Genomic DNA, 12,488 nt, shown 5'->3' with positions numbered 1-12,488 from the left:
TTGGATTAGAAACGGAATTCTGCAGACAGAGTGAATGTTCTTGGCATACCAATTGCAAGGCTGTTACTATTCATTGGGTTCCAATATTTCTTATCGAACAAATTGTAAACCATGGCTTTAAAGGTCACAGGTGTTTCATTCAACTTTGTCGTGTAGTCAGCACCGACATCAAACAGGAAGAAAGAGGGGACTTTGAGCTTTTCATTCTGAATATAGGAATGCCCCATGTAGCGCGCTCTTGCCATATAATGGACATTCTCGCTCGGCTTGAAAACTACGCCTGCAGTAGCGGACCACTGCGGCACACCATTGACCCATTTGCCATTATTAGCATCCTGGGTAGCCTGTTTCGTATTCAAATAGGTAAACCCGCCCACAATGTCAAATTTGCTTCCTGCAGAACCTGCAAAGGAGTATTCGATCCCCTTGTTCTTCTGCTTACCAAATTCAGCATAGTAGAGTTTTCCGTCTTTCCATACATCACCATAATTTGGTTTTTCAATTTTAAACGCACTTAACGTATGAAGTAAGTTGCCAGACTTGAGTTTAAAGCCAATTTCGTTCTGCTTGTATTTATAAGGATCCAAATATTGCCCTGCGTTTTCATAATACGCATCATACATAGAGCTTACTTTGGTGCTTACCATAGAACCTTCGAAGAAGTTTTCCGTATGAGCCACATATACACTAAAGTTATCAGTTGGTTTATATAAAAAAGCCAATGTTGGACTTACGGCATCATATTTAGCTTCCGGCCCATTGATGCCATTAGAAACACTATGCTTTTTTAACGTCTGTCCATGAAGCCCGCCAATAAACTGGTACTTCCCATTGTCGAAAGAAACGGTATCAGAAAGATGCCAGCCATTAATGGTTACTTCTCTGTATTTCGGACATGGTGCGGCATATGGATTGGTATTTGGCGCAACACCTGCAGATGGATGATTCGTATTCCCCTGTATTGAGTAATAGGGTGTATTTATACCAAAGGCATTTTTCCATTCTCCGCCATAGCTTGTTGCCCAGTTTCTATCTACACTGGCGACATATTCATGTTCACTTGCACCAATTTTAAATTTACCTTTCAAGCCGAGCGCGATGTATTTTCTAGTAACAGCCAGTGGATACACATCCACAGAAACCTTATAATCACCATTTGCATTTAATATTTTTGGATCGCCATCCAAGTAGCCGTACCAATCTTCTCTATGATATCCGGCATTCATGAAAGCAGTCATGTGCGCATTTAATTTTTGCTCATGATTGATTCCTAAAATCCAGTTATCATATTCATTAAAAGTCCAGTCAGTTCCATAAGTCTTGCTACCATCCAAAGGCTTTGGCAAAGAGGTAAGGGAAGAATCAAACCCTACCCCATATGAAACCATCCCCTGCTGTTTATTATAGTTATAGCCAGCCAAAATATTTGTCTTGCTATTTGTGGTTTTCTGGTCAATATTAACGAAGACGTCTCTCTGTGTCAGCTTTTCCCCTTTTACCGCTGTTTCTCCATCGATGTTGTCCGCCATGACACGAACACCCCAGCGCTGCTTATCGCCAAATCGTTTGCCTACATCGACCATCTGCTGGAAAGAAGATCCGCCGCGATAAGTCAGTTTTAGATCTGTATTCGGTGTAGACTGTGCACGCTTGGACTGGAAATCAATCGTACCGGAAACCGCCTGATTCGCACTCGTCGCAGCTACGCCGATATTAGGTCCGGAAATGACATTGGCATTTTCAATATATACATCTGTTAACTTCTGCTGATTCAAAAGCCCCGGGATGCCATTGACGTACAAAGAATGGTCAGACACCTTAAAGCCGCGGATGGAAACTTCGTTCGCAATTCCAGCGCCCACAGGTCTGACCGATGGATTTAATGCTAATGCATCCATGACACCATTCATGGGGGATGCAAAAGTATCTATAGATTTACGACTTACCGACATACTGGTAAATGGCGTATCGAGAGCATCTTTATTTCCTAAGAGCCCTACATTCTGCGTCTGATACGCAAGAGAGCCAAGCGGCTGGAGTTCCGCCTGTTCTCTATCTCCATATACATACACTGTATCTAGTACAGTATCAGCGGCACTACCTACTACCCCCCCCCGAAATTGTGAGCATGAGGGCAGCAGTGAGCACCTTATACATTTCTTTTTTCATAACCATTCTCCTCTTTTCAAAATGTAAAATGAGCGGGAAGAAAATGATCTCCATCAAGAGCCAGTGTGTCCGAGTTTCCACGGCAAAGATGAAAATCCTCATCACCTATTCCCTGATCAGTGATGACCTTTTAAGAGACTATCATAAACTACTTATTTTGTCCAATAGTTTTTAATCCAATTTTATTTCTGTTAACCTTGTATCTCTTGTTTCTAATTTTCATATGATAAGGTGTATTCCCCGTAAAAGGGTGGCTATCCGCAATGGGTTCCCCGATCATCTCATTTTCTCAGCAAAAATAAGAAACGCCCTCTCATGGACCGATCTGCCGATATCTCCTTATCACGACATAATCCGCCATGTGAATAAAAGAACTCGTGAATGGCATATGATTCTATATATATGCGTTTATCAACTGATAAATTTTAGTGATCCACCATTTCTTGTGAGATACTCGTAAGACGCAGACTTGCAATTTTCATAAAGAAGGTATACAATACAGACATGAAGCCAAGGGCGCATCGTGTGTGCACCTTTTCGCGGCTGTTCTCTGATTTCCAGAATTCATTAGCGCTAAGAAATACGACAGAGAGCAGCCTTACGAAAGGAAGATCTTGCTTTGCGCTCCGGCTCATCGGACAGGGCACGGAAATGTCAGTCTTTTTCCCCCACCTGTCTAAGGCTGAAAATGTAAGACAAACAAAAAATATCCGGGAAATCCATGCTTTCCACGCTTCCCTGCCCCCTGCGAGGCCGAGCACCGACGACAGCCAGGACGTTCGTACTTTGGTACATTTAACCACACCGGCGCCGATTCCGTGTCCCGCCTGCATTTGGGTAAAGGCAGAAAGCGTTTCCCGGATGTTTTTTGCTACCTCAACCCCCTGCTATACGGCGGGTTTTTTCAATTTTCAACATACATTTGCGTATTCAGACAAAATAAAAGAGAGCCAAATTTCTTCGGCTCTCCAAGTATATGTCCGCAAACATATACCCCAATTCATGTTCAGATTGTATCATCTTCGCAGCTCTTTTTCAAGGCCTTACATACGCTTTTTCAACAAAACTCTTCAAGATAGACATTCGCTTCATTAAATCAGGATGTACGACCATTGATGATACACTCGCACTGACAGAAGACTGAAAGCAAGTTGTTGCATTGATGAAGTTGTCTATAAAAGCTAAGACCTCTTCTTTTTCTATGGCTAAACCAACAAGATAATAACAAATCAAAATCACATAATCCCCAATCGTTTTAAAGTTGATATAGGGTAATTTAACATCCTGCATAAGGCACTGTTTCATGGCCGATGAGGGATCTATGTTTCGAAAGCGCGCATCAAAAACGACTGAATTGTGCGCTATTGCATTTCGTAAGTCCTTCAATGTATAGATATACTTATAGACCAATTCCCGATTGGTATCGCTAGCCAAATTAAAGCCAATAGCTCTGGAAATACTTTCCCGTACTTCTCTGGTCAAGCACGATAAAAGAAATCCCAGATCTCCCATCATGATGATTTCAAAAAGTGCCCAAACTGGTACGCCGGAATAGCCAATATGATTATAGAAATGAGTAATTTTGGGGTTGTTCATTCTATAAGCTCTTGCAAGATCCGTTTGAATCGATTTCTGTAAATTCAGTTTATTTTGCTGGAATCTTTTTCTCTGATCCAAAGTGGAGGAAATCGGCGCATTTCGGAAAGAAAGTACAATATTGTCCATCATAGTTTGTATGCTTTCTGAATTTGTTGCTTCCAGAATGCAGTTGATAGAGACATTCTTTACTGCACTTTCAATAAACATAACCTGGCTGTACATCAATGCTTTCAATGCAGCGTCATACTGAAATAATTCGTAGATCTCATGAAACGAGGTAAAAGGCAATCGCTTTTTCTGAGTTTGAAAGAAACGATATCCCTTGTAACCATGAAAATACCCCATGTTTGTAAGCTGTCTTTTCTGCACATCACCAGAAATCGCAATTCCATGAGAAGAAAGATGCTGCATAAGCTGATCAATCGTCAAATAAGCCATTTTTATTCTCCCAAAAAAGCCTTGAAAAAATCACATGGCAATGAAGCAGTGATTTATCGAATGATTTCGAGCACATCCGTCACGCGATCCACATATGGGACGCCTTCTTTCTCAAACATCGGGATCGCGTCCTTGCCTTCAAGGCCGGTCAGGATGCCGATGCATTTTGCGCCGGCGCGGCGGCTGCCGATGACGTCGGAGTAGGAGTCGCCGCAGACGTAGATCTCATCCTCCTTGGCGGGCTGCATGGTCTCTTCGGAGTAGGCCTTGTAGTTGTCTGGATCTCTTCCGAAGATGGCGCAGGAAAAGATGAAGGCATTCGGCTTGTCGAGGACGGGGCCACCGAGCCTATCGGCTGATTCTTCCGCATCGGAGGCAGTCGCCATGGTGTAGGGATCGAATTCCTCGTGCCAGTGGAACAGCTTGAAGGGGATCTCCATCTCCTCTCTGGCACGGCCGGTCGCGATGGCGATGTCATAGCCGCGCTCTTTCAGTGTGCGGAAGAGGGAAAGGATGTGAGCGGCGGGCGCAAGCGGGACTTCACGGGAGAGGAAGCCAGGTTTTCCTGCGCTGTAGGGCATGTGATGCAGGAGGGAAATGAAGGTGTCATCTCCAAGGTACCATGCCTGAAAGGCTTCGGTATGGATCTTCCAGAAATCGGAGCGTAGGTCGCCCCAAGAGAGATCGCCATCGATTGTATCCGCCATGGCATCCTTGAGGGCATGGAAGACCTCTTCGCCCTGAAGGCCTTCGGGGACGGCACTCTCCCAGCGATCGAGTACGTCTTCTGCTTTCGGCATGGGTAGTCCCATGAGCTCCTGCCCGGCGCGCTTCAAGTCTTGTGGCTGGTGGAAGGTAAAAGACATTTTTTCTCCGCCGGAGCGTTTTTTATAGGTTTCTGCCATCAGCCAGAGGATGGTAATGAGATCGGCGTGTACCATATCCCAGTTCGAATTGATGCCGCGCGCTTTCAGCCAGGAAAGCAGAGCATCATTCCCCCACACCACGCTGCGGCAGCCGGCGATCTGCCCTTCGGTGATGCGCTCCGCATTAAAATCATCACGATCGCCGGGAAGTCCCATGTACGCAGGGCTGTAGAGTATCTCCCATACGGTCAGAGCAGATACATCAAAGTAGCGTTCTTCGCTCAAAAGGACGCCGTCTATATCGAAAATGACTTTTTTCATGATTGGTTCCTCCATGGAAATAGAATGGGCTATCGTTTCATTTATTCTAACATATTTGGGAAAAGGGAAGAAGGGATAAGGGGTCAAGGGTTCAGGGTAGCCCGTGGGGAGTGCTTCCCTTTTATTGCGTGTGAAAGCTCTACTCGCCAGTTAGGAGTGAGGAGTGAGGAGTAGTGGTGCGGCGCATAAAATTTAGAAGCGCCGCCGTCATCGAAAGCGTTGCCCTCGATCTTTCTTGCACTCCGGTCAGTATCACATAGGCACTGCAAGTAAACGACGCCTTGGTGCTACATATTTCTGCTTTCACACATCCTTCGTTTATCGGTCTGCAAGGAAGATCGAGGGCTTCGCTCGAAATGACGATACGAGCACCTGATGTCTCCCAGTCACCAGTCACGAGTCACTTGAGACTCCTAATCCCTAGCCACTAATCCCTAGCTACTCATCCCTGCTTTCAAACTTCAGGGTTCAGAATTAGCGTGCAGGGAGTGATTCGGCGCATAAAAGTAGGGAAGCGCCGCGGAGAATGGTGAATAGCCTAAAATGCGTTCCCCCTTGGAGAAGGGGGCAGCTAAAGGCTGGGATAGACTGCCTCGAAGAGGCAGAATACGGCAGAACGGCCAGCGAGTAATATGAGATGGACGGAAGAACGGTCAACGCATGTGCTCTGCTGACCGCTACGGTGAACTGTGCCCCTGCCTATGGGGCACTCTATCCTGCGCCTTTGGCGCGGCCCTTCTTCAAGGGCCTGCTCCGCTGGAGGGATGGCGGTATTCTCATATCGTAAGTGGCATTCAAGTCCCCCTTCACGTCTATAGTGAGTTTGCGTTCAGCGCCATCGTCATTTCGAGCGAAGCCGAGAAACCGTTATCGGTATTCATCTTTCTCACATATTTCCCAAGGGAAACGCTGAACCCATCACAGCAAAAAAGCACATGCGCCTTGCGGCACATGTGCTTTTTCATTATCTCAGATTGAATGTGACCGGTACCTGTGAATTACAGGTGATCGCCACGCCATTCTGTTTGGCAGGGACGAACTGCCAGCCGTAGACGGCATTGACAGCGGCGCTGTCAAGGGTGCCATTCCCGGAAGAGGAAACGACCCATGCGCTCGAGACGCTGCCATCGCTCGAAATCGTGAGACCAACGACCGTCGTTCCGGAAATATTCGCTTTACGGCAGGATTCCGGATAGGCAGGCGCCGGATTGCTCAAAAGCTGCGGTCCCATGGTGACGCCATCTCCGGGACCGGCGCCGTCTCCATTTCCGCTGCCATAGCCGGAGCCATTCCCACCGCCGGAACCGGAGCCAGAGCCGGGGCCTTCCCCACTGCCATCGCCGGGCCCATTCCCTGTACCGTTCCCACCGCCGGTACCACTACCGGTGCCGGAAGAGGTGCTCCCCTCTGAAGTGCTGTCCTTAGAATTGGTGTCTGCGGCAGAGGAGGTATCCTCTGATGGCGCCGGAGCGACTTCGTGGACATCGTTTTCTGCTTCGGGATCCGGTTCGGTCTTGACAGGAGGCGGAGCTGTCGGTGTGGCTTTTGCTTCTTTGATCTCGGGGAGTTTTTCTTCCTGCGGTGTTTCTCCCCCGTTTCCACCGCCGCCACCGCCACCGCCGCCGCTCATCGTGACGAGGTCGACTTCGATGGGTCCTTTATTCACAGGCGATGCCGGAAAGAGCAGCATGAAGCCCGTGATGAGCCCCAAGGCGACGACGTGACAGGCAAGCGAGGTCCCCAGAGCGGAGGACCATCGGTACTTGAAAGTACGCATCACACCACCCCTTTAGTCTGACTGCCCTTTGGAGGCAGTGGCAATGCCGATCTTGGAGATCCCGACGGATTTCAGCTGGTCTAAGACAAAAACGAAGTCACCATGCTCCGATTTTTCATCCGCACGCAGGACGATAGAGATATCGGGATTTCTGTTCTTTTCGATCTCCATGCGTTTCTTGAAGGAGTCCTTCGGGATCTTCTCCTGCTCGACATAGATGGTACCGTCGGATGTCACGCTGATCGGCAGTGTTTTCTGTAGATCGATCTGCGCGCTGGCGGTCTGCGGCAGGTTCAGATTGATCGATTTCTGCACCACCATCGTCAGCATGGACATCATGAAGAAGACCAGAAGGAAGAAGATGATATCGATCATCGGGATGATCATGATCTTCGGCTTCTTCTCTACATTCATTGATTCAAGTTTCATTTCTGATCCGCCTCTACAATAGCCAAATACAGGGAACCCAATTTTTCCATCTGGGAAACGAAGTTAGATACCTGCTGCGAAAGGTAGGTGTAGGCGATAAGGGCGATGATAGCAACGAAAAGGCCGGATGCGGTGCAGACAAGTGCTTCTGCGACGCCGCCGGTGATGGCGAATGGCTGGCCTTCTTCGACCGAAAGGACATTGAAGGAGCCGATCATGCCGATGACAGTGCCAAGAAGCCCCATCAGCGGGGACAGTGTGACGATGACATCAAGGTAGTTCAGGTACGACTTCAAGACGCCTGCGGCATGAGAAGCCGCGCCTTCCAGAATGGCAGTCTGGTTCGCTTTGGAAGAGAGCTGCTCGGCGCCGGAGAGAATGACACCGGCAGGAATGCCGCCATCGGCCTTGAGCGCCGCTTTCAGCCCTTCCTGATCATTGGCTGCCAGGAGTTCCGGAATCTCCTTCGTGAGCTTTTCGATATTCGACCGGTTCGCGTGATAGAAGCGGAAACGCTCGATGAAGATCGTGACAACGATGATAGAGCAGAGAAGCAGCGGATACATCATGAAACCGCCGGCATGAAACAAGTGAAGTACATCCATTTTTCTAAAGACCCCCTGATATAAATAATAATGGCAAGCCATTTCTACATTAAGCTTAGATTACCATTTTAGAGGTGGTAAGTCAAATAAAATTAGTGTTTTTATTTAGCGAGCTTTAATAAAAAAGAATTGGGATGCCAAGTCAGCCCGGGAAGATCGCCCTTTGACGGCATGGCTCCGTTTTCTCCCTACGGAAGGAAGCGGCACGTGTTTCGAAGGCGGAACCAGTCATAGGGAGCCACAAAACGGCTTGGCACAGCTTTCAAGAGAGCACAAACGACCTTCAAGGGGTGAAGCGCACCATTCCGGCATGTGCCATGCTATAATAGCATACAGTGAAAAGATCCCTCTTTCTATTTATGGCGTCATACAAGTATCTTTCGCCGTTTCCTGCCTCCATTTCCCTCATTTCCCAGAAAGGCCGCCCCATGTCCTCCCATTTCTATATCCGTGATTTCTCAAAACGCAGCCATGACGATGCACTCTCCGACAAGAGCCTTCTCGCACTGTCGGAAACGAAGTCGGAGCATACCATCGACGCCTATGAGTCGGACTGGAATGACTTCTGCGACTGGTGCTCGTACCATAAAAAAGAATCGTTCCCGACCACGCCGGAAACGATCGTGAACTATATCAATGATCTGGCGGACTATGCGAAAACGGCGACCATCCGCCGCCGCATTTCCGCTCTGTCAGAGAACTTCAATGCGGCCGGCCTCACGAAGGAGAATCCCGCAAAAGCGTGGATCGTACGAGAAGCACTGATCGGCCTCATGCGGCAGAAAGGCATGCTGCAAAAGGGGAAAACGCCGGTGTATTTTGAAGAGCTTCAGGAGATGATCTCCCGCATGGATCTCCGAACGCTTCACGGCCTGCGCGACCGTGCGATCCTCCTCATCGGCTTCATGGGGGCTTTCCGCAGAAGCGAGCTCGTCTCTCTGACGATGGAAGATATCAGAAAATTTCCGCAGGGCATCGTCCTTCACATCAAACGCTCGAAGACGGACCAGCGGGGCGAAGGACAGCAGGTCGGCATCCCCCATCTGAAGAATGTACCTGAAGAAATGGACGGCATCCGTGCGCTCTATGACTGGCTGAAGGCTGCTGATATCCATGACGGCCCGATCTTCAGGAAGATCCTGAAAAATGGCAAGGTCGCTTCGACGCATCTCAGTGAAAATACGGTGAATCTCCTCGTCAAAAAATATGCCGAACTGATCGGTCTTGACCCCACGCTCTATGGCGCGCACAGCCTGCGCCACGGCTTCGCCACGTATGCGGCGCTTCACGGCATCGAGGAGCGTCTCATCATGAAACAGACCCGTCACAAGTCCGTGGAAATGGTGCGCCGCTATATCAATGAAGCGGATGTCTTTACGAATAACCCGCTTTCAAAGATGTTCGGGGAGTGAGTGACTAGTGGTTGGTGGCTAGGGATTAGGGATTAGGGATTAGGAAAGTCCCTCCAGTTGAGCAGACCCTTGGAGAAGGGGCGCGCCAAAGGCGCCGGATAGATGTGCCCCAAAGGGCACCCTTCTACGTACAGGTATAAAATATATGTGAGATGCACTTGTCAACAAAAATTGGACACGAAACTAAAAAAATTAGGCATAAAAATTGAATACTTGTACAAGATACAGTGAATCTTCCAACATCGTCTCGGGAACCGCCAGACACTTTATGCCAACTACAACTTGAATAAGTTCAGCATTTAGAAATATGGCGTTCTCGGTACTGCTTCGGCGTCAAGTAGCCCAATGTATAGGCTGGCCTATATTCGTTAAAGAAATGGATGTAATCATCCACCTCTTCCGCGATGGACTTCTCTCCGGTCACGTGCAAGTCCATGAACATCTCGGCCTTAATCCATCCATTGACAGATTCCATTGCAGCGTTATCTGTCGGCGTTCCGGCACGTGACATCGACCGGGTAATGCCGTACATGGGCAGCAGGTCGTTGTAGGCCTTAGATGCGTAGACAGATCCTTGGTCCGTGTGCAGGATCATTTGGTGTTCTGGATGTTGCTCCTTCCATGCAATCAGATCTCTCAGCCCATTGATATAGGTCATGCGGTCGCCACGCTTTGCCGAAAGGGAATAGATGACAATCTCATTGTTCCAGAGATCCATGTAAAGAGTCAGTTCGTAGTAGGTGCCCTTCACATAAAACGCTGTCATATCGCTCACGATGCACTGCATCGGCCCGTCAATCTGCATCTCTGACAGGAGCAGATTTGGGAATATCCGTGCCGGATCTCCAGCCTTCTTGTAGCGGTAATGCTTGGACTTGCTCTTGATTCCCGCAATCTTGCAACACTTATGAGCATAGGGGTCAGACAGGACAATGTTTTTGTCTAGGCGTATCTTGGCATTCAGCCAGCGGTAACCATGCGACGGATACTTCGAGTGGTATTCTTGAAACAGCCTGACATTGCTTGCAAGGTTCTTCTCTCTTTCCGAAGGATGGGAGAGATGCTTCTTCCATGCGTAGAAACTGCTCCGCTGGATGCCCATTGCTTTACATAGGATCTTCACTGGGATTTCTCCTGACAGCTCCATAATCACTTGGTAGTCTTGCTGGCGTATAGAATTACCGTACCATCTCCCTTCACCTCGTATCCTTTTTTTAACCTTGCTTCTGTGATCCTGGCCTTGATCAGCTCCTGGATCAATTCCTCCTTTGTCATAGATTTCAGTTCATCCAGCTCTACCGGCTCTTTCTTGAAAGAGAGTGCGCCGATGGATCTCTGACCGTGTTTGGGCGGCAGCCGATTGACATCCCGATACATTCTCATGTAATTCCGTGCGGTCTGCTCACTAATGCCATATTCTTCCGCGGCTTCATACCGACTTATTTCGCTGTAGTAAATTCGTCGACCGATGTCCAATCTTTGTTCTTTCGTGTACTTCATGGTAAACCTCCTGTCCAGTAAGGGGGACGCTCTGTCCAGTGCTTATTTTGCACTGCCTATGCAGTGTACACTGTATGTCTAAAGATTACCCCCTCTGTGTCCAATTTTAGTTTACCACTTCAGAGACTACTTTCCCTTGCTTTCCTCCCGCGCCAGTGTCAGCCGAATATGTAAGGAAACGCCGATTCAACCAAAAAGCGCCGAGAAATCCACTGATTTCTCGGCGCTTTTTATGTATCTTTCAAGAGAGCCTGATGTCTCCTAGTCCCCCAGTCACTTAAGTCCCCTAATCCCTAGTCACCAGTCACTAGTCACCAGTCATTTCTTCTCCAGATATCTCCGTTTCAGCTGTCCACAGGCAGCCTGGATCTCGTCGCCCATCTGCCTGCGGACGGTCGTGCTCTTGCCGTGTTTTTCCAAGATCTCCTGAAAGATCTTGACATCCTTCCAGCTCGGCGGATACAGCTTGATATGCTCGGTGCCATTGATCGGGATGAGATTGAAATGGCAATTCATCTTCCCCACAAGGCGGCAGAGCTCTTCCGCATTTTCGCGGGACGCATTCACATCCTTGATGAGGATGTACTCGAAGGTCACGCGGCGGCCCGTCTTCTTGAAGTACCGGTGCGCAGCAGCGACGACATCTTCGATCTTGAAATGACGGCTCGATGGCAGGATGCGGTTGCGGATCGTGTCATTCGGCGCATGGAGGGAGATCGCAAGCGTGATCGGGAGACCTTCTGCGGCAAGTCGATCGATCATAGGCACGATGCCGCAGGTGGAGAGCGTGATATTTCTGAGGCTGATATTCAGCAGCCCCGGATCGCTCACAAGGCGGATGAAGCGGAGCACTTCATCATAGTTCGTGAGCGGCTCGCCCGCCCCCATCAGGACGATCGAGTGGATCGGAGCATCGAAAAGCTCGCGGAAGGCGTAAACCTGAGCAAGGATCTCGCCCGCGGTGAGATTCCGCTCCAGACCGTTTCTGGTAGAAGCACAGAAAATGCAGCCCATCGCACAGCCCACCTGCGTGGAGACGCAGATGGAATTCCCGTAGACATGGTGCATGCAGACGGTCTCGACGAGTGAACCGTCTGAGAGCTTCACGAGGAGCTTGGTCGTATCGCCGTCATTCGATGTGATATGGCTCATGATCACAGGCTTCTCGAGTACGGCATTCTCCTTCAGCCATTCCCGCATCGGCCCCGGCAGCTGGGTCATATCGTCAAAAGAAAAAATATAGCGGCGATACAGGTAGTCCTGCAGCTGCTTGGCTCTAAATTTCGGGAAGCCATGGCTTGTGATCCATGTTTCCATTTCGGGGAGACTGTGTCCCCAGATATTCCAGGCCATAGAGGCTCCTTTCATTCAA

The 12,488-nt window shown here is 48.9% G+C and carries 10 protein-coding genes; 1 reads left to right on the top strand and 9 read right to left on the bottom strand.

Features of this window, described 5'->3' with window-relative positions; genetic code table 11:
* Nucleotides 1-5: 5 nt before the first annotated feature.
* The 6 genes from ACGG9R_RS04610 to ACGG9R_RS04585 all read right to left on the bottom strand — a co-directional run bounded on the left by ACGG9R_RS04610 (nucleotide 6) and on the right by ACGG9R_RS04585 (nucleotide 8,204).
* Entirely contained in the window at nucleotides 6-2,072 is a 2,067-nt protein-coding gene (locus tag ACGG9R_RS04610) for a TonB-dependent receptor (RefSeq protein ID WP_390152044.1), read from the bottom strand.
* Between the two features lie 1,132 nt (nucleotides 2,073-3,204).
* Nucleotides 3,205-4,206, bottom strand: a complete 1,002-nt coding sequence (locus tag ACGG9R_RS04605) for an Abi family protein (RefSeq protein WP_390152041.1) — start codon at nucleotides 4,204-4,206, stop codon at nucleotides 3,205-3,207.
* 53 nt (nucleotides 4,207-4,259) lie between these two features.
* A complete protein-coding gene (locus ACGG9R_RS04600) occupies nucleotides 4,260-5,393 on the bottom strand; it encodes an HAD family hydrolase (protein ID WP_390152038.1) in 1,134 nt (377 codons plus the stop codon).
* 964 nt (nucleotides 5,394-6,357) lie between these two features.
* Nucleotides 6,358-7,170: an energy transducer TonB gene (locus ACGG9R_RS04595; RefSeq protein ID WP_022106023.1), complete on the bottom strand. Its 813-nt coding sequence runs from the start codon at nucleotides 7,168-7,170 to the stop codon at nucleotides 6,358-6,360.
* A 12-nt stretch (nucleotides 7,171-7,182) separates the two neighbouring features.
* Nucleotides 7,183-7,599, bottom strand: a complete 417-nt coding sequence (locus tag ACGG9R_RS04590) for an ExbD/TolR family protein (RefSeq protein WP_390152033.1) — start codon at nucleotides 7,597-7,599, stop codon at nucleotides 7,183-7,185.
* Nucleotides 7,596-8,204: a MotA/TolQ/ExbB proton channel family protein gene (locus tag ACGG9R_RS04585; protein ID WP_390152031.1), complete on the bottom strand. Its 609-nt coding sequence runs from the start codon at nucleotides 8,202-8,204 to the stop codon at nucleotides 7,596-7,598. The genes ACGG9R_RS04590 and ACGG9R_RS04585 overlap by 4 nt, the downstream gene beginning before the upstream one ends.
* 428 nt (nucleotides 8,205-8,632) lie before the next feature.
* On the opposite strand from ACGG9R_RS04585, the gene ACGG9R_RS04580 reads away from it, so the two are divergent.
* On the top strand, nucleotides 8,633-9,616 hold the full coding sequence (locus ACGG9R_RS04580; RefSeq protein WP_390155080.1) for a site-specific integrase: 984 nt from the start codon (nucleotides 8,633-8,635) through the stop codon (nucleotides 9,614-9,616).
* 292 nt (nucleotides 9,617-9,908) lie between these two features.
* On the opposite strand, the gene ACGG9R_RS04575 is transcribed toward ACGG9R_RS04580, so the two are convergent.
* From ACGG9R_RS04575 to rlmN, 3 genes are all read right to left on the bottom strand, one after another.
* Nucleotides 9,909-10,763, bottom strand: coding sequence for an IS3 family transposase (locus ACGG9R_RS04575; RefSeq protein WP_390152028.1), 855 nt, complete (start codon nucleotides 10,761-10,763; stop codon nucleotides 9,909-9,911).
* A gap of 2 nt (nucleotides 10,764-10,765) precedes the next feature.
* On the bottom strand, nucleotides 10,766-11,116 hold the full coding sequence (locus ACGG9R_RS04570) for a hypothetical protein (protein WP_287835597.1): 351 nt from the start codon (nucleotides 11,114-11,116) through the stop codon (nucleotides 10,766-10,768).
* A 318-nt stretch (nucleotides 11,117-11,434) separates the two neighbouring features.
* Complete coding sequence (gene rlmN, locus ACGG9R_RS04565; RefSeq protein ID WP_390152025.1) at nucleotides 11,435-12,469, bottom strand: 23S rRNA (adenine(2503)-C(2))-methyltransferase RlmN; 1,035 nt, start codon at nucleotides 12,467-12,469, stop codon at nucleotides 11,435-11,437.
* Between the last annotated feature and the right edge of the window lie 19 nt (nucleotides 12,470-12,488).

The sequence above is a fragment of the Dialister sp. i34-0019-2H8 genome (genome assembly GCF_042846925.1).
Classification (GTDB): Bacteria; Bacillota; Negativicutes; order Veillonellales; family Dialisteraceae; genus Dialister.
This window is presented reverse-complemented; position numbering and strand designations above follow the sequence as displayed.